The following is a 26003-nucleotide window of genomic DNA, read 5'->3' as shown; positions in this document are numbered from 1 at the left end:
ATAGGAGACCAAAGACAATCATTCATCTCGGGTCCCTTTACTAGGTAGATCTATGCAACAAACAGAATCGTTTTCACTAAATAGCACGCTTACTTTTTTTATAGTTAATGTAACGATAACTGCTCTTTGGATGTTCATTCGGAAATACTACTATGATTGTTACTGTATCGTTCAGCCTCTTTCTCAATATGTATATTCAACTTGTTTTGCTTTTTAGATGAGTATATTCTTTCTAAAAACGTGTAATTCTTCCTTTTTGTTGATCAAAAAATGATGTAGTTTTTTGACAAATTCTTCTCCAAAATAATTAGGGACGCCAATAATTTTCACATCTCCTAGATCGCCAGTATTAAAGCCATTGGTTAGGACACAATCATAGTGTTTTAGCTGATTCACAGAATTTTGTGCTATTGGCAATAAAATATCAACTTCATATGTATTTCTAAAATGATATTCGATTTCTTCTTTTAGCATTTTTAAATGCCCGGCTGGTGCATCTAATAGCAATGCAGCGTGGATTTTAATCGTTGGCTTACGTATTTCCGAACGAAATTCAGACCATTGTGAAACTAAAGTATAAATGGATTGATAAATCATATTTTTTTTATCTAGAGAATGAACGGTTAGATCGTCATAAATTTCACTGAATTTAGCTTTCAAATTTAAAACGATATCTTGTCGATCATTCATTAATTCGCAGACAAAATCTTCTTCAACGTTATTTAAAATATGCGTTGGACCGATCGTACGAAATATCCGCCACATAACGGCCTGAAGTAGAGCTGTTTTGTTCTGGCATTTAATCTTAAATTCATAGCTAACTTCCAAAATCAGATTTTCCAGTCTTGTTTGTAAGATCGATTGACTAGTCCCTAGTTGTAAGCATCTTTCATTTAATTTGAATGGAGCATGAAAATACTCAAACAGGTTAAACAAAACTTCTTCTGATAGTTCGATACCAAACACAGCTTGCCACCTTTTGTTTAATTCTCGATCTCCAGTAATCATAGAATAATTAAAATAATCTTCCTCTTGTTTAAAGAATGAGCTAGATTTACAACGATAGGCAGCCACCCATAATCTCATTCGCATTTTATTCAATAAAAAATGATGTTGATCATCCATAACCATCTTCTCTTTATTTTGTTTATAAAAAATATCAAGTACTGTATCAATCAGTTGAAATTCTTCTGTTTTAAAAAGTAAATCGGGTGAAAGGTATTTTTCATAGAACAAACTAGAGAAAAGTTTACGGATATTTTTTTCATGACCGATCAATTTCAAATCATTTGTGATTTTTATTTCGTATTTTTTCATTAAAATATTCATTTTATTATGTAATCGATTGAGTTGTGTTTCTGAAATAAAGAGTTGATCGCATAGTTCCCCTCTTTTCATCATGGGATTGATGAATATCATTTCCAACATTTGACATTCGACACTTTTTTGTAAAAAAAGCGAATAAACATATGATTTTGAAACACCTAAGTCTTTACTTAAAAAAACGCCATATTTTACCGAAGTCTCTATTTTTAAAGGTTCAATTATTTCATTCAGTTGTTTGATGTCTGTTCGTATCGTTTTTTCAACCCCACCTATTTTTTTGACGATCTCTGCAATCGTCAGCCATTCGTTGCTCCAGAGTAACTCTAAGAGTGCTAGCTGTCTTAAACTTTGTTTCGTTAGTAATTGCTTCATTTTCCCCTCCTAATCCCTCAAAATTTACAAACGCTTTGTTTTCTCTATTCTCCTCTATTATTAATTTTAATGTACGAAAATAAGTATGTCTACCATTTCATTAAAATATAAGTATAATAATATTAAAAAAGTAGTGATCAACCTATAAGATTCGTGCTTTTCTGCGAGGTAATATTTTAATAAAAATAACACTCAAGATATCTATTATTAAAATATTTACTACCGGATCTTTTAGAGAACACCATAAAGAGCCTTTCACTAAAATAATCTTTTTATCATTTTCACTACAATAGAAAAAACGCCTAAATTCGAGGACATTTTCAGCCACAGATTTAAGCGTTTATTTTTTTATATTTAATCGTTTTTTTACATAATCAATACACTGTATTTTTTATTTCAATAAATAGGATAAATCACTCGCTACCGTTGGATAACCCATGATCCACTGCTCTAATTCTTCTTTTTTTGTATGTTGACTGATCAATAAATTCAAATCATTGATTAAATCATCTGCCTGTTCACTAAGGACACTGGCACCAATCAAATACCCAGCTTTGTCATAGATCATTTGGGATTTAGCAAGTGGTTCATTCACACGATGATAGGTAAACCAATTGGTCATATCAATTTCTACTACTTCTTCTTGTCCAGTGAGTTGTTTTTTTGTTACTCCGACCTGAGCCAATTTCGGACTAGTAAAAACGATCGTAGGGATGGAAGGGTAACTAATTTTTTCTTTAGTATTTCCTAATACATAGTTTGCAACATAATTTCCTTCAAAGGTAGCAACTGGCGTTAATTTTGGCTCTGTCCGTGAGATGATATCCCCGCAAGCAAAAATCATTGGATTACTCGTTTGAAGATAGTCATTAACAACAACACCATGTTTCGTTGTTTCTACCTTCGCCTTTTCCAGGTCTAGTCGCTCAACATTTGGCTGTCTTCCAGTGGCACAAAAAATCGCATCTGCCTGTAGTTCTTGATCGTTTGACTGCAAGGAATAGTGCGTTCCTTCTTGAATGATTCGCTGTGACTCAAAATCAAAAACAAATCGAATCCCGGCTGCTTCCATTTGTTTAACTAATTGTTTGACCAATTGTTCGTCAAATGCTTTTAATGGTCGTTGATTATGGTGAACGATCGTGACATTGCTTCCTGAAGCATGAGCGATCATCGCTAATTCAAATGCAATATAGCCTGCACCAATAAAAATAATGTCCTGAGGCAATTCACTTAAGGATAAAAAGTCAGTACTTGTTTGTAAAAATTCATTCCCATCAATAGGTAAAATCGATGGTCGTTGACCAGTAGCAAGAATGAAATGTTCAGCTGAAATTTTTTCTTCTCCTACCATGATCGTATTTTCATTGATAAAGCGTGCTGTTCCAGCTAGATAATCAATGTCAGCTGCTGCTAATTCTTTTTGACGATTCTTTGAAACTGGATCTGTAAAACTACGCTTAAATGCTTGTAGTTCTTGCCAATCAACAGTTGGTACCTCGCTGAATCCTTTACCCAACAACTGTTCAATTCGTTTTCTTGCTTCCACACTATTTAGTAGAATTTTTTTAGGGTCACATCCTCGATTAGGACAAGTACCACCCCAAAGATTTTCTTCGATGATCAAGACGTTCTTCCCTGCTTTTTTTAACCCATAAGCCACGCTCATACCAGCTACGCCAGAACCAATCACAACTTCATCATATTCTTTCATTTTCCCTTTCCTTTCTAGATAAATAAGTGAAGATATCTTTTCTTGTAATCTCCCCTAGATTTTCCTCATTTTCTCGAATATTTACTGCTTCATGTTGGATCAATAATTCGAATACTTCAGTCAGCGGTGTACTTAAGTAAACATCTGGAAAATCCGCTTGATGAAGTCCTTTGCTGTAATCGTCAGCTACGATCAGCTCTTTTACTGTTTGTTGTTTTTGTTGAATCGTTTCATCAAAAAAGCTCCGTACAAATTCATTTTTAGGCTGAGTCAACAACTGGTCGGGTTGGTCACATTGTATTAATTCGCCCTCTTTCATGACAGCGATCCGATCTCCTAATTTTATGGCTTCATCCATATTATGCGTCACAAAGACGATCGTTGTGCCTAATTCTCGATGTAAGGAAAGTACAAGGTCTTGTAAAGAAGCTCGAGACAAAGGATCTAAAGCACTAAATGGTTCGTCCATCAAAATAACTTCTGGGCTAGCTGCCAAAGCACGGACGATACCGATCCGTTGTTGCTCTCCACCGGATAATTCCTGTGGCATTCTATTTCGATAGATTGCAGGATCAAGTCCGACTTTCTCAAGTAATTGGTCAGCTATTTTTTCTCTTTTTCTTCTTTCCCATCCTAGCATTTCTGGAATAACTTCGATATTTTGTTGGACAGTCATAGTTGGAAACAACGCAATTTGTTGTAAAACATAGCCCATTTTCCACCGCATTTTTTGTAAATCATAGTCTTTTAACGATTTACCCTTGAAGAAGATCTCCCCTGCGCTCGGCTGAGATAGACCATTGATCATTTTAAGCGAGGTCGTCTTCCCGCTACCAGAGGGACCCACCAAAACAAAGATTTCCCCTTGTTCAATCGATAAGTTTAGTTCTTTAATTGCATATTTTTCGCCAAATTTCTTTTGGACTTGCTTGAATTCTATCAGATTATTCATTTATTCCCCTCCTTCAGTAGTCCTTCTTTTTCCAAGAATGCATGCGCTACTTCCGCAGGTTGTTGTTTTTCTACATTCACTTGATAATTCATTTCAATCATTTGAGATTCCGTTACTTTGCTAGCGAGCTTGTTTAGAGCTGCAACGATTTCTGGATGTTCCTTCGCAAAGGCTTTGGTCATCAAAGGAGCTCCTTGATAATCTGGAAATAATCCCTGATCATCTTCTAAGGTGACAAGGTCATATTGTTTTAGATCACTATCAGTCGAATAAGCATCTACTACATTGACATCTCCGTTATCGATGGCTTGATAGCGTAAACTTGGTTCCATACTTTGTACACTTGGAAAATTAAGCTTGTAAAGTTCTTGGATTCCTTTATAGCCATCCGAACGATCAATAAATTCTAATGTGAAACCGGCTTTTATCTGATCTTCAATCTTTCCCAAATCAGAAATGGTTTTTAGCCCATTTTCTTTGGCAAATGATCGCTTCACCGCTAAAGCATAGGTATTTTGATACGCCATTGGTTGAAGAAGTGTCATTTCAAATTGTTCACCTAATAAGCGATTCGCTTGATTATAGGTTTCTTTTTCATTCAATTCTTTATTTTTTAAGTCATCAGGTACTTTAACTAAGCTTTCTAAAACAGTTCCTGTAAATTCCGGATAAATATCGATCTGTTGATTCTCCAATGCACTAAAAAGAAAACTGGTTTTGCCGAAGTTCGGTTTTAATTCAACTTCAACATCTGAATTATCTTCAATTAATTCTTTATACATTTGAATCAAAATATCTGGTTCTGAACCTAATTTCCCAGCAATCGTCACCTTATCTTCTTTAAAGAGTCCGCTTTGATACAAAGATATTCCACCGATTCCCAAAAAGATAAGCAATAAAGTGATAACTGTATATCGAGGTTTCAAATGTTGAAGAAGTCTGATTAAACTACTGAAAATAATCGCTAACAAAGCTGAACTGATTGCACCAATCAGAGTCAAAACTGGCGTATTTCGATCAATTCCTAATAAGATAAACGTTCCTAAGCCACCGGCACCGATCAATGCTGCTAACGTTGCTGTTCCAATGATCAAGACAAGGGCTGTCCGAATACCTGAAATAATAACAGGTAACGCGATTGGCAATTCCACTTTGATCAACCGTCTCATGCGTGACATACCAAAAGCAACTGCTGCTTCTTCAATGGATGGATCAATTTCACTAAGTCCGATATACGTATTTTGAAAAATTGGTAATAACGCATAGATCACTAATGCAATCAACGCTGGCACTGTTCCGATTCCAACGAAGGGGATCAACAATCCTAATAAAGCTAAAGATGGGATCGTCTGTAAAACACTGGTTATCTGCAACAATACTTCTGCCATTTTTTTATGGTTCACTGCCCAAATAGCTAATGGGATTGCAATAACAATCGCAATCAATAAGGCAATTAATGAAATTGATAAGTGCTGAAATGTTGCGGAGATCAATTCTCCTTTTCGCTCAACAAGCGTTTGAAAAAAATTATTCATAGGATCTTCCTTTCCATTCTAATTTAAGTATAAACATAGACGAAAAAATCCCCAACTAAGTTGTCTGAAAAGAACAAAAAAGATGCGTACTTCATCATTTGTAAATCCAACACCCCGACAATTCTCTGAATATGCTTCAAACTAGCAATAAAGTCCTTAATCAATAAATGGAAAGAAAATGGAAAGAAAGAAGAAATTTATTTCTTCAAACTCTATGTATTTCTTTTATATAAAAAAAGACACATCTCACGAATTTGAACGAGAAATGTGTCTAATTTATTTGAATATAAAAAAACAGCCAGTAAAGCAGAAACCTCGTGGGGGAGATAATTTTTACTGGCTTGTTCATAAATTATTATACTGTAAGTTTTGTCCAAAGATAAAAAAAAGTAATAAATGATCGTTTTAGAGTCATAAACGTTCAATTTTTCTCGAAATTCCTATTTTTTCTCAAATGACTAGCTGGTTTGCTCTTTCTTTCACTCCGTATAATGGATAAAATTCTTGACCTTTTTGATACAAAATTTCTTTTTCACGATTTTTCATCAAGAAAACAAGCAACTCTTTCATCGGCAGATTGGGTTTATTTGGTTCAAATAAAAACACACATTGAGTCTCACCCTTTTTTTGAATACTCGTCAAAGCCTGCAGATTATCATGAAGATCACAATAGATGCCTTTATATTCTCTTTTCGTTGGAGAAGTTGTGATGAGTGTTAATAGATCAGCTGCTCGCATAGTTACTCCTTTCCTTGGACATCCTTTAAATGTTGAAAAAATTTTTCAAATTATCTATTGAAGATTCTTAGCTAATAAGTATAATAAAGAAGTTGCTGAAAATTTTCAAAAGAAAAGAGGTTTGAGAATGAAAAAAATAAATCTATTAATTGATCTGGTTGGTATCAGTTTTGGCGCTGCACTTTATGGTTTAGCTGTGACCGGGATCAATATTCCTGCTAAATTAGCAGATGGTGGTGTAACAGGAATTGCCCTTTTACTTAATAATTTATTCGGTTTTGCTCCTTCCATTACATCACTTATTATCAATTTACCATTGCTATTGGTTTCATTATTCATTTTTGGTAAGCAGGCTTTTCTGCGAACGATTGTCGGAACCTTTGCCTTAGTGTTCTTTTTACATTTGTGGGAAGGACTAAACGTCCATTTTGCTGTCCACAATCTTTTACTCAATAGCCTGATGACTGGTGTATTATCTGGTATCGGTTGTGGTCTGGTCTTTCGCTTTGGTGGAAGCACTGGCGGAACAGACATCATTTACCAAGCCTTTGAAAAATATTTCCATATCAAGATCGGTAAAAGTCTATTCTTGATTACATTTGGTATCTTGGTTGTTTCTTTATTATATCTGGATGTAACACATTTTGTTTATACCTTACTCAGTTGCTCCATCTTATCTTATACGTTAAACAAAGTGAAATATCTCGAAGTAAAAGGTTCTCTCAATCCTTTTTCTGCAAATCGTTCAAAAGAACCTTTTGATACTCTTGATTCTGCAGAACAATTTGAATAACATTCTTAAATGATTGGTTAGCGACTGAAAAGTATATTTCTACTTTTCAGTCGCTATTTCGTTACTAGCAAAACCTCCAGTAATCACTACTTTACCATGTACTTTTCCAGTCTCTACTTCTTTCGTTGCCTGCTTTAAAGTCTCTTTGCTGATGCCTTCTCTGTATACTTTTCCTAAAGTAGTATGGATTTTTTCTTCTTCTACCAATGCTGTCAAATGTTTTAATATTTCCCCTTGTGTCTCGATTAGTTGACCATAATCCGTTTTAGTAAACATATACTCCCATTCAAATGAAACAGATAAATTTTTAAAACTTGCAATATCGATTGGTCCATCAAGTCCTACGATCATCCCAATTTTCCCCATAGGTTGAATCATTTCTGCCAGCTCAGTTAGATAGGGACGGATATCATGTAAAACCGCTACGACATCGACGGTGCTTATCCCAACCTTTTCTAGTTGAGGCTTTAACTCTTGATGGTAATCAATTGGATGATCGACCCCATTTTCTTTTAACCATTGAAAGTTTTTGGGGCTGGCTGTCGCAACCACCTCTAACCCACTCCATTTTGCTAATTGTGTGAGAATCGAACCGACACCTCCAGCACCGTTGATGACCAATATTTTTTTACCTTTATTCGCTGATTCTTTAGGAATCAATTGAAATTTCTCAAATAAGAGTTCATAGGCGGTGATCGCAGTTAACGGTAATGCTGCACTAGCTTCGTCCGTGAGATTTTCTGGTGCTTTTGCCACAATTCGTTCATCTACCAACTGATATTCTTGGTTACTACCTGGTTGTTTTGATGAACCAGCATAATAAATACGGTCTCCTATCTCAAAATTTTCAGATTGGGGACCTTTTGCAACTATTTTCCCTACCGCATCAAATCCCAAAACAGTAAAAGACTCTTGTTTTGGCGTCTGCATTCTAAATTTTACATCCACTGGATTCACTGAAATCGCTGAAATCTCCACCAATAACTCCCTTTTTTTAGGAACCGGAGTTTCTGCCAACTTTTCTAAAAAACTATTTTTGTCAGTCAATGGTAATCCCTCATAAAACCCTATTTGCTTCATTTGTTTTTTCATAGAAACCTTTCCTTCTTTCTTTATACAAAAAGACCTGGATCAATCCACGAAAGGAGTTATCCAGGCTTTCCATTATTTAAAATAGCTATTTTCTCCCAAAGAATTCCCTTGTTCTTCTATCAATCCTTTTAATGATCTTTCTAAAACACCATGATTTTTATCTTTTCTTTTTGATGTCGCACTGAGTGGTTCTTTCTCAGCTTTGTTAAAAGGTTGTACAGAAGGAGAGCCGGCTTTTTTTGTTTGGTAAGGTACCGGTTCATTATCAAATAACAAATATGAATCTTTCATTTTTTTCATTGAATCAACTAGTTCTGCGTCAGAAATACTAGATACTTTTGGATCAGGAATAATTGATGCTGGCACATACTTAGGTACAAAGTAAGAACGCCCACGACCATTTTTTTGTTGGTTCGATGTATAGGCTTTGGTACTTGTGTGCTGCTCTTGACTCTTCTGACTATTCATTGAATCAGCCGCTTTTCTCGTCCGCTGATTAGTCAATGGGCGATTACTTGCTTGATGCGTATGATAATCAGGAAGCTGTTCTTTGTGTCTGACTAAATTTTCTTTTGGAATTGTTGATTTTTTTGAATTGCTCAAATTTCGACGTTTGCGTTGTTCTCTAGCATCGCCTTGAGCAAAGTGAAATTCTTGCATTTGCTCAAACATTGGTTGATTATTGTTTTCGGTTAATAGATCATCCTGTCCATCAAATAAAACACGCCTTTGGTTTTTTGCTAGTTTGACGCCAATTTCGTCATCATAGGCAGGAAAACGAAAATGTTTCCGTCTAATTTCATTCATTTTAAACCATCCTTCTCATAAATGGAACTTTTCTCAATCATAGCATAATTTTTTCATTTTCCATAGTAACCATAACTAAATTTAACCTCTTTCGACGGTCATCTGGTCGTTTCTCGAATGACCAATTCAGGGAAAAATCGACGGTATCCTTGACTTTCTCCTTTTTCGGTAATTTTTTTTAACAACATTTCACCACAAACTTCACCCATTCGTACGATATCTTGTTTTACCGTAGTTAATTTGGGTGAACTGATTTGGTCTAAAAATACACCATCAAAGCCAATGACTCCAAAATCTTCAGGAATTTTTCCCTTTTCTTTAGCAATACCTCTTACAATCCCTAAAGCTAGTCGGTCAGAGCTGCAAATAAAACAAGTCTTTGGTTTAATAGTTGACCAATGATCGGCAAGATATTTCTCTGCCATTGTCGAATGATTTGGGAAACGTAATATTTGCGGCTTCATGTTGGCTGTCTCCATAACTGAAAGGTAGCCTGCTTCTCTTGATAACTCAAATGGCTCATCCTCGTCAATCCCAATATAAATAATTGTCTCGTAACCGCATTCCATAGCATATTGTGAAGCCTTTGCTGTGCCATAATGATTGTCGCTATCTACATAATCATAGCCAAAACGATTTTCACCAAAGAGGACGACTGGTTTTTCCAATCGGTCGATCCAGTCAAAATCTTTTTCTCTCACCCCTGTAATGATGTAGCCGTCGCAAGACCCTACGTCAAATGCATCATTGGTTACCAACTGCAAAGAATAGTGCGCTTTTCCAATACATTTTGCAATTCCCATCAATAAATTCATATAATACGGTTCTGTTGTATCAATCTCTTCAAGGATGAAAAGTTTGATGATTTGTGACCGATTAGAAACGAGTGCTTTTGCTGCAATATTGGGGCGATAATCTAATTCTGCCATCGCAGAAAAAACTAATTCTTTTAACTCATCCGTTACTTGTTCCGGGTGATTGATGACACGAGACACCGTCATTTTGGATACATTTGCTTTTTTAGCAACATCAGCTAATGTTGGCATAGGTTGCTCCTTTCACAATAGAAAACTTTTTTCTGTTTTCTACCATTATAGCAAACTTGAAAGCGATAAAATGTAGAAATATCGTAAAAATCATCTGCACGCCAGCATCTTTTTAATAAAAGTTCACTAGAATCGAAAGCCAGTTACTCCATTTTATTAGAAAAATGTACGTTATCTCCATCTATTTTCTAGTTTCAGATATGAACTAGAAAAATAGCAAAGAATGAGACTAAGCCAAAAATAGCCTCCTCTTCTAGTATCTCTAAAACAAATAAACGGTGTTTAAGGAGCAACAACTTCAAAAAATTTGCCGAAATTGACTAAAAATTTGAGAAACACCTAGTAAGTATCCATCAATAGCAAAAACCAGTGTTTGTGTTTCTTGTCAATTTTTGGATATTCTTTCGTATTTCTTGATGCTAAACGATTTTTTCTCAACCTCAACTTTGCTTATTTCATAGCATTGCTTACTTCTCTATCTATTTAATTTGTTATAAAAAATCAGAATACACCTGTCTTTTCTATTCTTTGGATCCATTCATCATTTGCACCAAAAATTTGGTTGCTGTATCCATCAACGGGACTTTTACCATATGCTTTTCGGTTTGCGAATAATCAAAAACAATTCCTTGACCATAACGTTCTTTTTGATTATTTTTCACAAAATCATTGGTTTGTTGAAAGGGAATTTTCTCGTCTTTTTCACCGTGCCAAAAATATAAAGGTCGCCCAGCTAGTTTTTCTGGCTGCAAAGATAAATCATATTTTTCGACCCAAGAAATTAAATCAAAATAATCGTTCGGCAGTATGTATTGGTACTGATGAGCTCTTTTGTAAATTTCTTTAGCATACTGTTCAGGCGCAGGAGAACCCATCAGACAAATACCACCAACCAAATGCGGATGTTTTGTTAACAACGCACAAGTCGTCATCCCCCCCATTGAAACGCCACCTACAGCTACTTTTTCATGAAGAACATCTCGTTTTTCTAAGTGCTTCAATAAAGTCTCAAATTCAAATAAGTTTCCATAAATACTATTCCAAAAGGTAAAGGAAGGAATAGCAGAAACTACTTGCTTTCTTTCACCATGGTTCATTGCATCTGGTAGTAAGACACGAAATCCTTGTTTAGCAAACTTTCTTCCTTGTGTCAAAACTAATTCTTTACTCGTTTGCCAACCATGATAATAAATAATTATCGGAATTTTTTCAGCTCTTAATTCGGTTAGGACAACTTCTAATAATGGAATATTATTGACTTTACGTTTTAATATAATTGGATTCACTTCTTTAGTCTCCGATCTTCATCAAAATAGTCGAACGAAATATTTCCCATCCACTAACCACAATTTGAAATAAACAAATCGTACCAAACAAAATCAAAAATAAGCTCATCGTTTTTGAAAAGAGCAATAATGCTAAAAGACCAGCTAGTCCTAATCCTAAGGTAAGCAGTGGATAAATTGTGAAATTAAAAAAACTAGCAAAGCTACCAAAAATATTTCCGATAAAGATCACGGAAAATAAAAAAATACTTAAAAGCAAGCTATCGGTCAATGATATCTGAAAGATATTATTATTGGCTACGATGGGCTGCTGAAGTGAATATAAATCTAAATACCCACAAGAGGCAACACTGAGAACATGAGTGACTCCTATGGCTCTGTTTATTATTTTCATTCGTATCACCAACTCTCTTTATAATTCTATTATAATCGTTTTATCATCATTTAGAACAAAAAAGGCTTAAATTTTAATTTTTTCTTTTTTCCAAATAATCGTTCACAATCAAAATGACCTAACAACCTATGAGTACCTCTTGTTTTTTTGTCATGCTCCTCATTTTGTCTGTCTAGTTCTGAAAAAATTTAATTCTTTTTTCAGGCATTTCATGTTCAAACTTCTCCTTTTTTAAAATAGAGAATAAATATACTTTTGGGAAAATCTACATCAAACTGATCTATTATTAACTCATAAGTAATAATCAATGTTGTCACTAAATTTCTTTGTGAATAAAAACATTTAAGTGAGGCACATCATTAGTAAAACCTTTAATTAAATTAGTTTGAAAACTTGTAATTGAAGTTAAAATGAAATTTACCATATAAAAAAAGCCTTTATTTTTTATTTCCATTAAAAAGCATCGACATATACTCATCATTTTGTTATCATATATCTGATTAACACTATTTTTATCAGGAGAATATATGAAAACGAAACGACAGACAAGTACATTTTTGCACATAGGGACGCTTTTCGCCCTATTGACACTTTTTTTGTTCTTATGCTATTCCTATTTCAGATCTTCCGATATACCATGTAATGCCTTTGGCTGGTTATTGTTAGATCACCCCGGTTTAAGTCAGGTAGATGAGAGCCTCTTCTTGCTAATTCTTTCATCTTTGTGTGGTTTTATTTTTTCATTGGCTTTTCGAACATATGTGAAAAAACAAATCCCCAAAAAGATGGATGAAGCTGCTACAATTTTTGTTGCATCTAGGTTGCTCGCATTGCTGACCGTTTTATTCTATTCCTTTAACCAAAATTCATTGTTCTTTTTTATACTGAATGGACTGGTTATCATTTTATCCATCTTTACTTACTTTATTTTTTCACTAATATTCAAAAAGTTACGCTTGCCACTTTTAATGCAACTAATCCCACTATTCTGCTTTGTCTATAGTGTCTTTTCTTTTCTTGTATTAGCGTTAGCGCCAACTTTTGATCCAGCAAATATTCAAATCACTAGTAATTTTCTTGAATTACTCTTCATTTCGTGTTTAGGAATGATGATGTGGCAAATAAGAAAAACAGTTCAGGACAAGTAAGTCTAAGTGCCTTGAACTGTTTTTTTATTTTTCGGATGATATTGCTAATAAAGAATCCTTTACAATAGACATAAATGATTGAACTTTACATAAAAAACATCAAAGCTAGTCATTTCTGATAACTTTGATGTCTGAGGATTATTAACAGTTGAGTCTAAAAATTTTTCAGTTGATTTTTTCTATATAAGAAAAATCTGCTAAATTTAGTTCCTTGATAAGACAATCATAGACTTTTCTAGCAATATAAGCATGCTCTTCCACGGTTCTTCCAGCAGCGATTTTGGGTAGTTGTCTTCTGCTGTTTGCCGTTTTAACCAACGGCAATGCTAATTGATAGTTGAGCTGATCATCAGTTTTCACAACTTTAACAGTATTCGACAAGATCAGTGAATCAAAGAAGATACTGGAACGACGATTCTTATATTTTTGAGCTTGGATACGCTCAATGATTACTTCAACTTGATCAAAATAATAAGTTTCGTTGACGTCACCGATCAGTTCTACAATTTTTAAAAATTCTGATGGCACAGGTAATTGTTTCTTTTGTAAATAAAAATAATTGGCAAGAGAATAAGATAACTTGTTATGATAATTTAAAGAAACAAATCGATAATTCTCATTGCCGGCAACCTGTCTCGTCACAGGAATAAGATCTTCTACGGTTGCATAAAAATAGGTTGAATTAGACACGAAACATTCTTGCCAACATTCATTTCCCATAACCAACTGTTTTTCCGTTTGCGACAAATGACTAATATCTTGTAAAATCTGGGCTGCAGCTTCTTCAATTTCTTTTTGATAAGTTTCTTCCTCAAATATTGGAAAATTCAACTTATAACGACGATTTTCCCGCTTGATTAGATTTTCATCAATCAACTGATCAAGAAAAGCTTCAAATTTTGGATGATCAAAATTTTTTTTCAACTCTCTCAAAATAATGTCTTCTTCTTGATGATGATGCAAATACTCAATCAAAGTTGGAAAAACAGCATTGTTTACTAGTTTGCTAAGCAACTGCTGGTGATTTTGTGAATAAAAATAGTTCATTTTTTCCCCTTCTCGTTTTCCCTAGCTCAATCGGAAATAGGCCGAAGAATCCCAAAAATACGAGCAACTATTTTCGGATTCTTCGGCTTATTTTTTAAAGCTGGATCACTTCTGTTCCAACCTCATTTTGATCGAACAAGCTAGGCTGGCATTGTGAGCCTGGAACAAATAGCTGTCAGGCTCTTTAATAACTATCGAATAAAAGGTGTTAGCAACCCCTTAGCTAGCTTAGTTAAAAACTGCTGTTAGCTGAGGAACGACTTGTTTCTTACGAGAAACAACTCCTTTTAATAAGGCACGATTGTTCGTTAATTTAACTTGGAAAGCTTCTTCGACTTTATCTAATCCTTGACCTGCAACTAATAATTCCGAATCGCTATCTAGGATATTCGTTACCACTAGGACAAAGAGGTCATATCCATTTTTAGCCATTTCTTCAGTCATCGCTTCTTCCAGTTCCGTTTGACGAGCCATTACTTCGCTTAAATCGACTGTATTCACTTGTGCAATACGAACATTAGCTTCTCCCATTGGGAAGCTTTTGGCATCAAGATCAAGTAAGGTTGCAGCTGATTTATCGCTAAGATTTGTACCGGCCTTTAACATATCTAACCCATAGCTTGTCAAATCAACGCCTGCAATTGTTGCAAGTTCTTTTGCAGCTGCCTCATCTTCTGATGTGCATGTTGGTGATTTGAATAGCAATGTATCAGATAAAATTGCAGAAAGCATAATGCCAGCAATCTCTTTAGGAAGTTCTACTTGGTTTTCTTTATATAACTTCAAAATGATTGTACTTGTACAACCTACTGGTTCAGCTCGGTAATAAAGTGGATTTGCTGTTTCAAAATTTGCAATCCGATGATGATCAACGACCGCTGAAATTTCTACTTCTGCAATATCAGAAATACTTTGTTGAAATTCATTATGGTCCACTAGCATCACTTGTGTTGCTTCTTCTTTTGCTGATTGAACGACACGTGGGGCAGATAACTTAAAGTAATCTAATGCATATTGTGTTTCTTCGTTAGGTGTACCTAAAGCTACAGCTTCAGTTTCTTTTCCTAGTTGATTTTGCAAATGTGAAAAGGCGATTGCCGCTCCAATTGCATCTGTATCTGGATTTTGGTGACCAAAAACTAAAATTTTTGACATTTGTCTCGCTCCTTTATGGTTTCTCCTACTTAATAATAGCAAAAAAACCGAAAGAAGCAATACTGACGCTATAATTTCTAGGATGGAAGAAATTCCGATCCATCTTACTTTTATATCAAACAATCGCAAACAAAATTTTTGATAGCGCGAAGTACCATGGAACAGTCATTTAAAAAGTTGGCCATGCCATTACTCATTCCATTGCAGAACTCTTCGCACTGAAAGAAAAAGTTGGGAAAAGTAAATCATTTATCGTTTTTTTCTTTACTAGCCTTTAATGACTACTTGAGTTTTAAGCAAACGGTTCAACTAAGCGGTTTTCAGCAATTACCTGTGCCATCCATAAACTTGATTGTTTCGGTAACCGTTTATAGCCATTGTCTAGATCGACACGATAAAAACCATATCTATTTTTATAGGCATTCAACCAACTCCAACAGTCAGCAAATGTCCACATATGATACCCAAAGCAAGGAGAACCTTCTGAGATTGCCTGCTGCAGTTGCGTCAAATGTTCAAATAAAAAATCAATTCGGTAGTTGTCGTCAATCATATTCTCTTTATTGTTGAACCGTTCTTCTTGCGACACACCCATCCCGTTTTCTGAAATATACCAAGGAATATTGCTATAACTGTTTTTTAACCGCATCGCAATATCATAGATTCCCCGCGGATAAATCTCCCAGCCACGATGTGGGTTAATTCGTTTCTCCGGCCAATCATAACCTCGGAATAAATCTCTTAGTCCTGTGATTGGTCGTTTCTTTTCTTGAGGTGCTTGAACACGTAATGGCTGGTAATAATTACAACCAATAAAGTCTACTGTATTCTCCGCAAAAATTTCTTTATCACCTGTTTCTGTTTTAGGAAGCAAATCACTTTCTCGTAATACCTCTACCAGCTCTTCTGGGAAAGTACCTCGTACCGCACAGTCCAGAAAGCTGCGAATATAAAACAGGTCTGCCCACTTTGCAGCAGCCACGTCTTCAGCTTCTTCGCTTTTAGAGTAAACGGGTGCTAAATTGAGAATGATAGAAATTTGTCCGTCATTAAAAGAAGAGCGCCGGTACTCCTTTACAGCTTTCGCATGCGCTAGTAGTGTGTGATAGGCAACTTGTATAGCTCGTTTAAAATCATGCACCTTGGGCCAATGTGCATCTCCCATATACCCACATTCGATGTGTACAAGAGGCTCATTGAACGTCGCCCATTTTTTTACTAAATCGCCAAAAGCTTCAAACGCAGTCTTTGCGTAAAATGCAAAATGATCCGCTGACTCACGAACTTCCCAGCCACCTTTTTCCATCAGCCACCAAGGCATATCAAAATGGAACAAATTGATGATCGGCTCAATGCCATTATCCAGCATTTCCTGAAAATAGGCTCGGTAAAAATCAACAGCTTGCGGATTTAATGTCTTGCCATCCGGTAAAAGACGCGTCCAAGCAATCGATGTCCGATAGGAATTTAAATTCATTGCCTTCATACAGGCAACATCTTCTTTGTATTGATAATACGTATTAGAAGTATTTTCTGGTCCTGTTCCGTTATAAAACAATTCTGGTTCTATTTCAAACCACTTATCCCAAGTTGATGGGCTCTTGCCATCAACCAAAGCAGCTCCTTCTGTCTGAGGGACAGAAGCCGCTGCTCCCCACAGAAAGTTTTGTGGAAATGTATCCATTTAAAATTTCCTTCCTTTTCTATCGTTTTATCCACTGATTCCCTTCAGTCAGTGAACCCAATGATCATCGTTTATGTTGGTTCATTCTTTTTCTCATTTATATTTACCATGATTTGGCAAAATTATTTAGTCAGTGTGATACTCGTTCTCTTTGATCTTTATCATGAAACCATTTGTTTGACCATCATCGCTATGCTAGTTGCTAATGATCTCATTTTGGTTTCTCCAAACTCTTGATATTTTGTTCAAACAAAGCTGGACGCTAGGAACATCCCAAACGTCCACTTTGATGTTAAAGATGATTATTCGGTTTTAGCCCAACGATCATATGCTTTTTGATAAGTGCTGACAAAATCATTTAATCCCATTGATTTTAATGTACTGACATATTCATCCCATTTAGCCAAACTTTCCACACCTGTAATAAATTTAGCTTCCATTTGCTCTACATAAGTCCGAATGTCCGTCGCGTTGATCGCAATTTGATCTGCTTCATCTTTCGTCATATAAACAATTGGGAAAGGTACCTCGGTATTGGGCATGATTTTCTCGTTGATTTCTTTCATGCGAAATTCCGTCCATACACTAGGATCAGGATCGTTGACATTAGCTAAAACACTTTGGGCATAATCGTCTTCTAATCCCGGTACGACTAAGCCATAATCCATTGCAATTTTCCCACGGTCTTCTTCCATCTTTTGTTTATTTTCACCTGTATATACCCGAACTTTTTCTCCAGAATCGTTTGTTTCATATTTCCAAAATGCCCCTTCTGGACCTTTTGTCATTAAATCTTGCCCTTCTTCTGTGTAAAGATAGTCCGCCCATCGCATTGCTGCCTCTGGACTTTTACATTTATTGGTAATCGCAAAAGTTCCAGTTGTTACACGAGGATGACCCGGTGCTAAAGGTGTATTTTGAATACTTGAAGTAACTGGTGAAAACATTGGATCTGATAAAGAATCCTCAGGCATTTTACCAGTAGCCATGTATGAAGCATACGCGCCAAATAAACCGACTTTATCTGTTTGTGTGTTTCCTTGATACTTTTCTTCTGACTGCGAGAAGACTTCTGGGTCCAGCAATCCTTCAGAATAAAGTTTATTCATATACGTTAAATATTCCTTATAGTTAGCCGATGCAGCAGCATAACGCACTTTTCCGTTAACTTCTTCGATTCCTAGAGATTTCATACCAAAAGCAGGTAGCAACCACGTACGAATAATTGCCAACTTGTTGCCGTCTGATAACGGAATCTCATCTTGTTTGCCATTACCGTTGGGGTCTTCTTCTTTGAATCGCTTCAACAATTTATATAACTCATCCGTGTTTTTTGGCAATTCGGTTACCCCTAATTTTTCTAGCCACTCGCCGTTATACCATAAAGGTGTGATATAAAGAGGGCTAGAGGTATCTTCTGGATATAATCGTGGTAAAGAATAAATGTGACCATCTGGTGCAGTAATTGATTTTTTGAACTCTGGGTTCTCATCAAGGATTTTCTTTAAATTTGGCGCATAGTCATCAATCAAATCCTCCAAGGCAATTAAAATTCCTTGTGATCCATAATCTGATTGTTTGGCATTTGAAAGACCACTTCCTGCACCAAAAATAACATCTGGTAACTCACCAGAAGCAAAAGCCAAATTCAATTTCGCTTCAAAATCTGTACTTGGCGGAGTAATATAATCAAAATTGATTCCAGTTAATTCCGCTAACGCTTTAGCCGAAGCTAACTCATCCCATTCTGCTTCTCCACCAGGAGCCATCATCGTCATGTTGATTTTTTCTTTGACGATTGGCATTCCGGTTTTTTCAACGGCAATAGTTTCTTCTTTTCCAGCAGTATTTCCCTTGTTCCCACAAGCACCCAAAAGAGTTGTTGTCAACACTAATGATGCAATTACTAAATAACATTTTTTCATTCATTTCACTCACTCTCTTATTTATTTTTAGTTAGCCTTTCAAAGAACCAACCATGACACCTTTAACAAAGTACTTTTGTAAAAACGGATAGATCATAATGATTGGTAATGTCGAAACGATCATTACTCCATATTTAATGACTTGTGCAAGCTGTTGTTTACTATAAGCTACTTCTGCTGCCGCTGCTGTCATCTCTGTTGTTCCTTTTGTTAAATCTTGATTCACTAAAATCTCTCGCAGGATTAATTGAAGCGGATACATTGATTTGTTTGTTAAATAGATTAACGCACTAAAATAACTATTCCAATGAGCCACTCCGCAAAATAGTCCCATTACTGCAATAATTGGCATTGATAATGGTAAAACAATCTTCATAAATATCTGAAAGTCAGAACATCCATCAATCAATGCCGCTTCCTCCATTTCTCTAGGAATGGTGGATTGAAAGAAAGTACGTGTAATTGCAATATTATAAACTGAAACGGCTCCTGGAATAACTAACGCCCAAATCGAATCATTCATCCCTAGATTTTTAATCAATAAATAAGTAGGTACCAAACCGCCACTGATAAACATAGGAACCATCAAAAACTTCATAAATAGATTTTTCCCATAAAATTCTGCTCTTCCTAGAGCATATGCACAAGGAAGTGTACATAATAAATTGATAAATGTTCCTAGTAATGTGTAATAAATCGTGTTCCGGTAACCTTGCCAGATACTTTTATACGTAAAAATCGTTTTGTAACCATCCCAAGTGATCTTTTTTGGCAATAACCACATTTCTCCAGAATTGACGGAGGTCGGACTAGATATAGATGCGCTTATAACATAAATCAACGGATAAATAACCAACAAAAGGGCAATGGCAATAAACAAGTAGATGAGAAACATGAAAAATTTGTCACCTTTCGATGATCGGATCGCTTTTGAATACATTATTTTCCCTCCATTACCATAAACTTGTTTCGCTGACTTTACGCGAAATTTTATTTACTGTGATCAATAAAAATGCGTTGATTGCTGCATTGAACAGTCCGACAGCTGATGCATAGCTGTACTGTGCGTCAAGCAACCCTTGTTTGTAAACAAACGTGGCAATCACATTTGAAGAATCCATATTCAATGCGTTTTGCATCAACAGGATTTTTTCATAACCTAATGACATCAAACTCCCCACATTCATGATCAGTAAAATAACCATAGTAGGAATGATAGTCGGTAGGTTGATATACCAGATTCTTTGCCATCTCGTTGCACCATCGACAGTTGCAGCTTCATGAAGCTGTGTATCAACACCAGATAATGCAGCTAAATAAATCACTGAGCCCCATCCTGTTCCTTGCCAAACCCCAGATAATACGTAGATCGTTTTAAACCAACGAGGATCTGTCATGAAACTAATTCGCTCAAAACCTAGAAAAACCAGTAGATGGTTAATAATACCGGTGGAAGGCGTCAAAAAAGCAATTAACATACCGCATACGACAACGACTGAAATAAAATTAGGTGCATAAGTCACTGTCTGCGTAAATTTTTTAAATTTTCCATCTTTCAACTCATTTAGTGCTAGTGCTAATATAATTGGTAGCGGAAATCCTACGACCAAAGAATATATACTGATACCTAACGTGTTTTTAATTAGATCCCAGAAATAGTAGGAATCAAAAAAACGTTGGAAATGCTTAAATCCTACCCAAGGACTTCCAAAAATCCCTAATGATGGGATATAATCCTTGAATGCTATAATCACGCCGTACATGGGACCGTAAGAAAAAACAGCAACCACCACCAATGCTGGAATGACAAAAATATACAGCTGTCGGCTTTTATATAATTTTTTTTTGATCTCTGACCATTTTGTTTTCTCTTTCTCTTTATTGACATCAAGTAATGCATCAGCCATTTTTTAACCTCCTTTTTTGAAGTTCACTCATCTCTATCCTTGTGGCTTTTTTAAAATTTCAAGACCAATCAGCCCAATTGCTGGTTTCTCTAATTCACTGCTGAGGATATATATTTGATCTTCTTCCGTATATACTTCTAATTCTTTTTTTGTAGATAAATCTTTAATCACATGATGTTTCTCGGCCTCAATGTCAGCTAAAAATATTTTTTCTTGTGTAAAGCGAATACTTTGAAAGGCATAGTGTATGGTTTGATCTTTGCTGTATGTTAATTTCCACTGATTTTGCCATTCTTTAGGTTGTGAGCGAGTTTCATAGATTCCTTCTCCATAGATATTTAGCCAATTCCCAATTTCCTGTAAGATTTTGGTTTCTTCATCAGTAAAGGTACCATCTGGTTTTGGCCCAACTCCTAAGATCAAATTCCCACCTTTGCTGACCACATCGACAAAAGTTTCCAATAGTTCTTGGGAACTCTTAAAGCGATCATTTGGTACATAGCCCCAATCATCACCAATCGGGATATTACTTTCCCAAACTTTCTTGGGAATTTCAGCTAGTTCTGGCACCTTTCGTTCAGGGGTCACATAGTTCTCATGTCTGCCCCCCATCATACGATCCACAATAATTAATTCCGGTTGCTTCTCACGAGCGATTTCTGCTAATCGATCCATTTCCAGGTCTTCTTTTTTCTGTCCACACCAACCAGCATCTAACCATAAAAGATCCACATGACCATAGTTATGCGTGATTTCTTTAATCTGATTATGAACAAAACTTACGTAACGTTGCCAAATTTCTGGGTAACGTTCCGTATCATAGCTCGCATGACGCCCCTTGATCGTATCGTCATCCAACCAATAAAACGGCGAATACCAATCGGCTTTTGAATAGTAGGCTCCTGTTGCTATTTCTTCCTTACGAAAAGCCTCAAAAACTTCTTTTAAAATATCTCTTTTAAACGGGCTTTGTTTACCGCCAACCTTATATTCTGTTTCAAGAGTATTGTACATATTAAACCCATCGTGATGTTTCGTTGTAAAAATACAATACTTAAAGCCTGCTTCTTTACATATACTTGCCCATTTCTTTGCCTGTAATTTTTCTGGGTTAAACTCTTTAATCAAATTCCAGTAGTCTAGTTGCAGTTGTTTAAAATCTTTCCGAAACTCACGCCCTTCTCTTGCCCAAAGGTCTTTTTCAGAAAGTTGCCAAGATTCTACGATTCCTGCTTGAGCATAAAGTCCGTAGTGAAAAATCACGCCAAGTTTTAAATCTTGAAACCATTCTAATCGTTCTTTTAGCATTTCTGTTTCTGGATAAGTCCTATGATCTAATTCAACCTCTTTAGGTACTTCGATATCTCCGCGTATCGTCATTTATGAAACCCCTTTCATGTTTGTGCTTTAAATTTACAAAAAAAGCAAGGCAACAGCAATATGTAAAAAGCATAAGCTATGTAGAAACAGCATAAAGCGTAACTTATTTAGAGGATATCTATATCTTATCTCTTAGTCGGAAAGTAACTATGTAAAAGTAGAAAAAGCTATGTAATAATCGCATACTGATAGAAAACATAAATAAACCTTACTATAATAAAAAGAGCTGTATGACTAATACAAGGAGGTTTTAGCTATGAATCAACATAAACGATCACCACATTCTATTTTTGATTTCACCTATTCTTTAGGAAAATTCTTGCTTTTTCTCATCAAGCTCCAAGTATTTTGGTTTTTATCGGTATTAAAAGGTTGTATTCTACTAGGAACTTTTCCCGCAAGTGTTACCGTTCTCAAATTTTTCTATCATTTATTTGAAGAAAAACAAATTCCTCAAGTCTTATATTCAGATTTTCAAACAAGCTTCAATAATCTGTTTATTTCAACAAATCAACTAGGCTATGCTGCTGGCATGTTACTAGGATTTCTATGGATGGATCTGAGAATTGCAGCTGTGTATTTACAAAACCCTTTCATTCATATGGGGATCTTATTATTATTTATCACAACTGTCATAGTCATTCTTTATTTATTCCCAGTATTTTTACGTTATGATTTGTCATTCACACAATATTTCAAACAAGCATTATTTCTATCTTTGTGTAGCTTGATTGAAACCGTAGCGATTATTCTGGGGATCTTTGTCGTGACGGCTGTCTCTACCTTTTTCCCAATTTTGACAATCGTGGCTTTTGTGCCTTTATTCTGTTTGCCATTAAGTTGGTTCTCTTTGCAATCAATGATTAAAATTGAAGAAAAAAATCGTACGTTAACGCAATAACAAAAAACAAACCTTAAATCAAACAAACAGCTAAAAGCTGTAACAGAACTGCGAGGAGTTTTTACAAGGAAACCTCAATAATAGCTCTTTTTTTAACTTACAATCTACAATGCGATTCGTCAGCCCTTTAGGTAAAAGTCAAATGTCTGTTTCACTCCTTATTCATAATTGTCGCCATCAAAGGGAACCTTCTGCCAATCGTTGACTCAAGCCTTTTTTCAATTTTTGCTAAGGCTACTACCTGTTACTTATCCCTTTCGTTTTTTCTTTCATTTATTATTTTCCAGAAGCTGATTGGCTATGTATATTCATCAACTTTCACTATGTCAAATAAACAGATTATGTACTTTCAAGCTAGTTATTTTCTTTTTTTACAAGTGCTATATACTGAAAATGAAAACGATTACTTAAAGGAGGTTATTATGCAAGTTTCAATCGAACTTACAGATGTCATGCGTGATTTTTTTGAAATTGCGACAAACGAATTAGCGTTAACTATTTCAGATAATGGAAAACCACTCCAACTGATTCAGCGCAACGGTTCATTAAAAATTGAAAATAAAGAAAACGAAACGTTTATCTATTTTCAGGAAAAAGCCCATCTTTTTCGAGCGCTGTCACTCTGGTTAGATCGCTGTGAAGAAGAATTTGTTTATGAAGAGTTTCCGCAATTTGAAAAAATTGGGCCCATGGTAGATCTTTCTAGAAATGCTGTGATGACTGTTGATCAGCTGAAACACTTTTTTGTTCTTTGTAGCAAGATGGGATTAAATAGCTGCATGCTTTATATGGAAGATACGTATCAAATCCCTGATTATCCTTATTTTGGTTATTGTCGTGGTGCTTATTCTCTTGAGGAATTAAAGGCGTTGGATGCTTTTGCAGAGACGGTAGGGATCGAGCTGATTCCTTGTATTCAAACGCTGGCTCATTTAACTAATCCGCTAAAATGGGGATTTGCCAATGGCATGAGAGATACAAGTGATATTCTCCTTGTGGAAGAGGAAAAAACATATCAATTTTTAGATCGTGCAATTTCTGTGATCGCAGCCGCTTTTAAAACGTCAAAAATTCATATCGGGATGGACGAAGCTCATGATCTGGGACGTGGTCATTATTTAACCCAGCATGGTTTGATCGATCGCTTTGATATTATGGAAAAGCATCTGAAAAAAGTAATGGAAATCTGCAGGAACTATCAGTTACAGCCCATGATGTGGAGCGATATGTTTTTTAGAATCGGTTCAAAGTCAGGAGACTATTACGATAAAGACGTACATTTCCCAGAAGATTTGATTACAAAGATTCCTGAAATTAGTATGGTTTATTGGGATTATTACCATCATTCAAAAGAAGAGTACCAATTGCATTTTTCAAATCATAAAAAATTGCAACGACCGATCGTTTTTGCGGGCGGTATCTGGACGTGGAATGGTCTTGCACCAAATTATGGAAAATCGTTTGAAACGACCAGTGCTAGTCTTTCTGTCGCAAAAGAGGAAAAAATCAACGAAGTTTATGCTACTTTATGGGGCGATGATAGTGCTGAAACACCGATCATCGCAAGTTTGTTAGGATTACAACAATTCAGCGAGGAACAATTTGCTCCTGAAGTAAGCATGGAACTGATTAAAGAACGTTTCCGTCTCTTCCACCATCTTGAGGCTGATGATTTTTTACTGCTAGATGCTTTTGATCAGACGAAAGGTGTAGCAAAAAATAACCCTGATGGATCAAATAGTAGTAAGTTGGCACTTTATCAAGATCTATTATACGGTCTTTACGATGTTGATCTGCAAAATTTAGAACTTCCTTCGCATTATAAGGACTTAAGTGAGAAACTATCTAGCGTAACAGCTAATGAGGACACACAAACGATGTTTACTTTTTATCAGAAATTAGCACAAGTCCTTTTTGTAAAAACAAATTTGATCGGTCGCTCTTATCGATCCTACCAATCAAAAAGGAATGACCAGTTACAACTAATCCTTCACGAACTGGAAGTTCTCACCAAAAAGATCAATGAGTTGCAACACCTCCATCGCCAGCTATGGTTTGAATGGAATAAACCCTTTGGCTATGAAATTATCGATCTTCGTTACGGTGCCTTAAAAAGTCGGATAGAAACAACCATTTGGCGACTGAATAAATTTTTAACAGGAGAAATCAAGCAATTGCCTGAGCTTGAGCAAACGCCTTTACCCTTCGATGCTCCTTTCAAAACAGCAAGCGGTGTCGGGCGAAACTTGTTCCATGGAATTTATAGTGCTAGTAAACTATCAGATATCTAAAGGCAGGGATAAAAAATGAAAAAGAGAACTCTTTTTTTGGTCATTCTGAGTATTTTTTTGTTGGTCACTGCTGCTTCTCAGCTTGTCAGAAACGTGCCTCGTGTCGAAGCAAAACAGACATCTACTAAAATCACTGGGAAAATCAATAATCAAAGAACTGCGAACATCTGCCATCAGCTTTTGCAACAAAATTTAAAGGCTGCAACGGATAAAAATCTGAACGACTATTTAGCAACACTAGTCAAAGATGCACATAAAGCTACCGCAAAAGAAATGCAGCAATTTTTTAAAGACTATGATGTCAGTCATGAACTGCTTTCTTTCGAAGTAATCAAACAAGCACCTCAATCGATGTTAGTAGTGGCAGAACAAAAAACAGTGAATCATGGGAAGAAGGCATATCGAGATCATATCACAACGGCATATCACACCTTTATTTTTGAAGAGAATGAATGGAAAATCAAAGAAACAACAATGACAAATACACAATTTTTAAATTAGGAGTGTTCA

22 protein-coding genes are annotated in these 26003 nt (G+C 35.7%); 5 read left to right on the top strand and 17 right to left on the bottom strand.

The features are described from left to right. Positions 1–213: 213 nt before the first annotated feature. The 5 genes from IGJ27_RS05090 to IGJ27_RS05070 form a co-directional block, all read right to left on the bottom strand. The gene (locus IGJ27_RS05090; RefSeq protein ID WP_034867558.1) at positions 214–1698 is read right to left on the bottom strand and encodes a helix-turn-helix domain-containing protein; all 1485 of its coding nucleotides are present in this window, start codon (positions 1696–1698) and stop codon (positions 214–216) included. A gap of 391 nt (positions 1699–2089) precedes the next feature. Next, complete coding sequence (locus tag IGJ27_RS05085) at positions 2090–3412, bottom strand: dihydrolipoyl dehydrogenase family protein (RefSeq protein ID WP_034700340.1); 1323 nt, start codon at positions 3410–3412, stop codon at positions 2090–2092. Further along, complete coding sequence (locus tag IGJ27_RS05080; RefSeq protein ID WP_178306028.1) at positions 3399–4364, bottom strand: ABC transporter ATP-binding protein; 966 nt, start codon at positions 4362–4364, stop codon at positions 3399–3401. Before IGJ27_RS05080 ends, IGJ27_RS05085 begins: the two co-directional genes overlap by 14 nt. Further along, positions 4361–5899: an ABC transporter permease/substrate-binding protein gene (locus IGJ27_RS05075; protein WP_178306029.1), complete on the bottom strand. Its 1539-nt coding sequence runs from the start codon at positions 5897–5899 to the stop codon at positions 4361–4363. The genes IGJ27_RS05080 and IGJ27_RS05075 overlap by 4 nt, the downstream gene beginning before the upstream one ends. A 450-nt stretch (positions 5900–6349) precedes the next feature. After that, complete coding sequence (locus IGJ27_RS05070; RefSeq protein WP_034700338.1) at positions 6350–6637, bottom strand: hypothetical protein; 288 nt, start codon at positions 6635–6637, stop codon at positions 6350–6352. 127 nt (positions 6638–6764) lie between these two features. Between IGJ27_RS05070 and IGJ27_RS05065 the strand changes: the two genes are divergently transcribed. Further along, on the top strand, positions 6765–7430 hold the full coding sequence (locus IGJ27_RS05065) for a YitT family protein (RefSeq protein ID WP_010719430.1): 666 nt from the start codon (positions 6765–6767) through the stop codon (positions 7428–7430). A 39-nt stretch (positions 7431–7469) separates the two neighbouring features. Here IGJ27_RS05065 and IGJ27_RS05060 read toward each other — a convergent pair whose 3' ends face one another. From IGJ27_RS05060 to IGJ27_RS05040, 5 genes are all read right to left on the bottom strand, one after another. After that, entirely contained in the window at positions 7470–8522 is a 1053-nt protein-coding gene (locus tag IGJ27_RS05060) for a zinc-binding alcohol dehydrogenase family protein (RefSeq protein WP_178306030.1), read from the bottom strand. A gap of 72 nt (positions 8523–8594) precedes the next feature. Then, on the bottom strand, positions 8595–9329 hold the full coding sequence (locus IGJ27_RS05055) for a hypothetical protein (protein WP_010737399.1): 735 nt from the start codon (positions 9327–9329) through the stop codon (positions 8595–8597). 98 nt (positions 9330–9427) lie between these two features. Beyond that, a complete protein-coding gene (locus IGJ27_RS05050) occupies positions 9428–10375 on the bottom strand; it encodes a LacI family DNA-binding transcriptional regulator (RefSeq protein WP_034700335.1) in 948 nt (315 codons plus the stop codon). Between the two features lie 521 nt (positions 10376–10896). Next, complete coding sequence (locus IGJ27_RS05045) at positions 10897–11661, bottom strand: alpha/beta fold hydrolase (RefSeq protein WP_096709219.1); 765 nt, start codon at positions 11659–11661, stop codon at positions 10897–10899. Positions 11662–11665: 4 nt separating this feature from the next. Next, positions 11666–12055 carry a hypothetical protein gene (locus tag IGJ27_RS05040; RefSeq protein ID WP_034700331.1) on the bottom strand — a complete coding sequence of 130 codons (390 nt, stop codon included), beginning with the start codon at positions 12053–12055 and terminating at the stop codon, positions 11666–11668. A gap of 527 nt (positions 12056–12582) precedes the next feature. Here IGJ27_RS05040 and IGJ27_RS05035 point away from each other — a divergent pair. After that, positions 12583–13203, top strand: coding sequence for a hypothetical protein (locus tag IGJ27_RS05035; protein ID WP_010719437.1), 621 nt, complete (start codon positions 12583–12585; stop codon positions 13201–13203). A gap of 165 nt (positions 13204–13368) precedes the next feature. Here the strand turns inward: IGJ27_RS05035 and IGJ27_RS05030 are convergent, their stop codons facing one another. The 7 genes from IGJ27_RS05030 to IGJ27_RS05000 form a co-directional block, all read right to left on the bottom strand. Beyond that, positions 13369–14250: a DUF1803 domain-containing protein gene (locus tag IGJ27_RS05030; protein ID WP_178306031.1), complete on the bottom strand. Its 882-nt coding sequence runs from the start codon at positions 14248–14250 to the stop codon at positions 13369–13371. A 228-nt stretch (positions 14251–14478) separates the two neighbouring features. Further along, entirely contained in the window at positions 14479–15405 is a 927-nt protein-coding gene (locus IGJ27_RS05025; protein ID WP_178306032.1) for a manganese-dependent inorganic pyrophosphatase, read from the bottom strand. 292 nt (positions 15406–15697) lie between these two features. Next, a complete protein-coding gene (locus tag IGJ27_RS05020) occupies positions 15698–17089 on the bottom strand; it encodes a glycoside hydrolase family 1 protein (RefSeq protein WP_178306033.1) in 1392 nt (463 codons plus the stop codon). 302 nt (positions 17090–17391) lie between these two features. Beyond that, the gene (locus IGJ27_RS05015) at positions 17392–19014 is read right to left on the bottom strand and encodes an extracellular solute-binding protein (protein ID WP_178306034.1); all 1623 of its coding nucleotides are present in this window, start codon (positions 19012–19014) and stop codon (positions 17392–17394) included. Positions 19015–19045: 31 nt separating this feature from the next. Then, the gene (locus IGJ27_RS05010) at positions 19046–19957 is read right to left on the bottom strand and encodes a carbohydrate ABC transporter permease (RefSeq protein WP_370566457.1); all 912 of its coding nucleotides are present in this window, start codon (positions 19955–19957) and stop codon (positions 19046–19048) included. Between the two features lie 10 nt (positions 19958–19967). Beyond that, the gene (locus IGJ27_RS05005; RefSeq protein ID WP_053766420.1) at positions 19968–20921 is read right to left on the bottom strand and encodes an ABC transporter permease; all 954 of its coding nucleotides are present in this window, start codon (positions 20919–20921) and stop codon (positions 19968–19970) included. 33 nt (positions 20922–20954) lie between these two features. Next, a complete protein-coding gene (locus IGJ27_RS05000; RefSeq protein ID WP_178306035.1) occupies positions 20955–22301 on the bottom strand; it encodes an alpha-L-fucosidase in 1347 nt (448 codons plus the stop codon). Positions 22302–22557: 256 nt separating this feature from the next. Here IGJ27_RS05000 and IGJ27_RS04995 point away from each other — a divergent pair, with 256 nt between their 5' ends. The 3 genes from IGJ27_RS04995 to IGJ27_RS04985 all read left to right on the top strand — a co-directional run bounded on the left by IGJ27_RS04995 (position 22558) and on the right by IGJ27_RS04985 (position 25994). Next, positions 22558–23202 (top strand): DUF624 domain-containing protein, encoded by a 645-nt coding sequence (locus IGJ27_RS04995; RefSeq protein WP_178306036.1) that lies wholly within the window; start codon positions 22558–22560, stop codon positions 23200–23202. A 422-nt stretch (positions 23203–23624) separates the two neighbouring features. Further along, positions 23625–25493, top strand: coding sequence for a beta-N-acetylhexosaminidase (locus tag IGJ27_RS04990; RefSeq protein ID WP_178306037.1), 1869 nt, complete (start codon positions 23625–23627; stop codon positions 25491–25493). 15 nt (positions 25494–25508) lie between these two features. Then, entirely contained in the window at positions 25509–25994 is a 486-nt protein-coding gene (locus IGJ27_RS04985) for a hypothetical protein (RefSeq protein ID WP_178306038.1), read from the top strand. Positions 25995–26003: the final 9 nt, after the last annotated feature.

It is taken from the genome of Enterococcus sp. DIV1726a (genome assembly GCF_051710985.1).
Classification (GTDB): Bacteria; Bacillota; Bacilli; order Lactobacillales; family Enterococcaceae; genus Enterococcus_B; species Enterococcus_B hirae.
The sequence above is the reverse complement of the archived record's forward strand: the minus strand, read 5'-3'. Positions and strand labels throughout refer to the sequence as shown.